Raw genomic sequence first — 682 nt, forward strand, 5'->3', positions numbered from 1 at the left:
AACGCGATGATGCTCAGAAGTGCCGAAATGCGGGCAGCCTCGGTGGGGAAACTGTCTTCTTTGGAAGCAGGAACCGACCCCAAACCGGACATTTCAATTTAGCCGGATATCGGACATTTCAAATTGGCCTCGACACGTTTGTTGCTGCTAAGTTCAAACGTCGGGGTTGCCGCTAAGTAGAGATGTCGGGTTTTGAACGGATGTTTCTGTTCAGGTTGTGGGGTTGGGGCGGCGCAGCCGCCCCCCGTTCCCTCATCGTTTTTGCACTGACCTCGAGAATCGCTTCGTTCATATCAGCGATGCTCAGTGCGCGTTGCTTCTTCAGTCCTTCAAGCGCCTTCTTGGCCCGAACCTGTTCACCGCGATGCGTGCGTGACGGCGCATCACACGCACGACGATCGTCTCGTTTGGCTTGCAACAAGCGTGCGGCTTCGAGTGCATGCGCCAGCCGCTTGTTCTCAACTTCAGCGCCCTGATCAATCCGCGCAATACGGTCGTACTTGCCGCAGCAAAGCACCTCGCCGCCCGCCTGCACCTCGACGCAGCCATTCGGGTATTCGACCACCTCGACTTGCTGGTGAATCAAGAGGCGATTGGCGGGCGTGTTGAACCGCCCCGACTTTGTCGGAGACCGCCGAGTTGGGCGCTACGCCGCGCGAGCGGATCGCACCAGATTCCGATT

At 58.1% G+C, this 682-nt stretch carries 1 protein-coding gene; it reads right to left on the minus strand.

All coding sequences use genetic code 11. The annotated features are described in order from the left end of the window. Positions 1-172 precede the first annotated feature (172 nt). Positions 173-586, minus strand: a complete 414-nt coding sequence (locus NCT04_RS34265; RefSeq protein ID WP_250470277.1) for a hypothetical protein — start codon at positions 584-586, stop codon at positions 173-175. Positions 587-682 lie beyond the last annotated feature (96 nt).

Origin of the sequence: Caballeronia sp. GAFFF2 (assembly GCF_023631485.1) — a bacterium.
In the GTDB taxonomy this organism is placed as follows: Bacteria; Pseudomonadota; Gammaproteobacteria; order Burkholderiales; family Burkholderiaceae; genus Caballeronia.